Here is a 2,013-nt window from a genome sequence, read left to right as displayed (position 1 = left end):
CGCGGGTCACCAGGTCCGCGAGCCAGGACGCCCCACGGTGCCCCCGGCGGCGACGAGCGCGACGAGGCGCGCGTCGCGGTGAGGGGCCGGCATGGGGCTCAGACTAGGCGGGCCGCTGCTCGGGTCGGAGGGGTGGCGCGCCCGGCAGGACTCGAACCTGCGACCCAGAGATTAGAAGGCTCTTGCTCTATCCAGCTGAGCTACGGGCGCCCGGCGGCCGGAGCCGCCGAGCGCCAGTATGCCGCAGCGGGGCGGAGGGTTCGTCCCGGCGGCGTGGCCGAAACCGGCCCGGCGGTGCGGCTCGAAGTGGGATGCTGCGGTGCCGGTGCATCGCCGGCGCGGAAGGGACGGGTGTGATGAGGAAGCGCGTGGTGCTCGTCGGTGCCGCCGTCGCGGCGGTCGTCGCGATGGCCGGATGGTGGTCCGTCGACCGCGCCCTGCGCCCTGAGGTCCGCGCCGGATCAGGCATGCAGCTCGGCACAGGATTCTCCTCCGGCCAGGACCACATGCTCTTGTACGTCGACGACCTGTGCGTGGATGGCGCACGCCGGGCGACGGTCACGGACGTGGCTCCGGTGCGAGCGCTGGGCGCGACGGTGAGCGACTTCGGTCTGCAGGTGGGCGGGCCTGGAATCGGCGCGATGGACGGCAGGCTCTCCGAGGTGCCCGACCTGACTTTGACCCGTGCGGTCGAGACCGCCTGCTCCGGGTCTCCGGGCGGGCCGACGCCATTGGTCGTGGAGCTGCAGCGCGACGGCACAGGTGACGGTGAGGTCGAGGGGTTGCGTATCCGTTACAGGGTCGATGGGGAAGAACGCACGGCCGTCAGCAGCGCGCACGTCACGTTGTGCACCTCCAGGCCCGACCCCTGCTCCGCCGTCGGCTGACCTCCACGTCCCCTAGCGTGCGGGCCATGACCGTGGACTCCCAGCTCGCCGGCCTGCTCACCCTGCTCGAGGCCGGCACCCCGATGCACCAGCAGACGCCCGCCGAGGCCCGCGCGGGCTTCCGCACGCTCACCGTCGACATGCGCCAGCCCGAGAGCGTGGTGCCCGTCGGCTCGGTCGAGGACACCACCGTGGCCGGCGCCGAGGGCGACCTCCGGGCCCGCGTCTACCGGCCCGAGGCCGACGGGCCCGTGCCCACGATCGTCATGCTCCACGGCGGTGGCTTCGTCATCGGTGACCTCGACACCCACGACAACATGGCCCGCACGATCTGCGCCGGCACCGGCGCGGTGGTCGTCTCGGTCGACTACCGGCTCGCGCCCGAGCACCCGTTCCCGGCCGCCCCGATGGACGCCGTCGCCGCCACGCTGGACGTCATGGAGCGGCGCGCGCAGCTGGGCGGCTCCGACCTCGTGGCGGTCGCGGGCGACAGCGCCGGGGCCAACCTCTCGGCCGTCGTCGCCCAGCAGGTGCCGGAGGTCGCGGCGCAGCTGCTGCTGTACCCGGTCACCGACATGGGCGGGGAGTACGCCTCGCACCAGGAGAACGCGACCGGCTACTTCCTGGACCTGCCGACCATGCAGTGGTTCGGTGCCCAGTACGTCCCCGAGGGCACCGACCCGGCCGACCCGCGGCTGTCGCCGCTGCACGGCGACCTGACCCAGGTCGCGCCGGCCGTGGTGGCCACCGCCGGCTTCGACCCGCTGCGCGACGAGGGCGACGCGTACGCGGCGGCGCTCGAGGCGGCCGGGGTGCGGGTCGTGCACCGGACCTACCCGGCGATGATCCACGGCTTCATGGACATGGGCGCGTTCTCCGAGGGGGCCAAGGCCGCGGTCGACGACGCCGTCGCGGCGTTCGCCGACCTGCTCGCGTCGCTGCCGCGTCCCTGAGCGGCGTGTCCGTCACCCGGTGACGGACACGCCTCGTCCGCTCCCGCCGTGGGCGGGGGCGGACGGGCAGGATGCTGCGGTGCCGACCTTCCCCCGGGCGGCGCGTGCGCCGGCGTCGCCGTCCTGACGCTGCTCGGGCGCGTGCTCCGCCGTGCCCGTGCCGTCCGTCGAGG

Annotated in this window: 2 protein-coding genes and 1 tRNA gene; 2 read left to right on the top strand and 1 reads right to left on the bottom strand. The window is 74.3% G+C overall.

Features of this window, described 5'->3' with window-relative positions; translation table 11 throughout:
- Window positions 1–133 precede the first annotated feature (133 nt).
- Window positions 134–210, bottom strand: a tRNA-Arg gene (locus AC2W7G_RS14795).
- Between the two features lie 158 nt (window positions 211–368).
- Between AC2W7G_RS14795 and AC2W7G_RS14790 the strand changes: the two genes are divergently transcribed.
- Together AC2W7G_RS14790 and AC2W7G_RS14785 are read left to right on the top strand one after the other, a co-directional pair.
- Window positions 369–887 carry a hypothetical protein gene (locus AC2W7G_RS14790; protein WP_485869109.1) on the top strand — a complete coding sequence of 173 codons (519 nt, stop codon included), beginning with the start codon at window positions 369–371 and terminating at the stop codon, window positions 885–887.
- 26 nt (window positions 888–913) lie between these two features.
- A complete protein-coding gene (locus tag AC2W7G_RS14785) occupies window positions 914–1,840 on the top strand; it encodes an alpha/beta hydrolase (protein WP_485869108.1) in 927 nt (308 codons plus the stop codon).
- The last annotated feature ends 173 nt before the right edge of the window (window positions 1,841–2,013 follow it).

Source organism: Aeromicrobium sp. PFPM2_SD2, from assembly GCF_057364525.1.
Note: the sequence above shows the minus strand (reverse complement) of the source record. Positions and strands in the feature narration are given on the sequence as shown.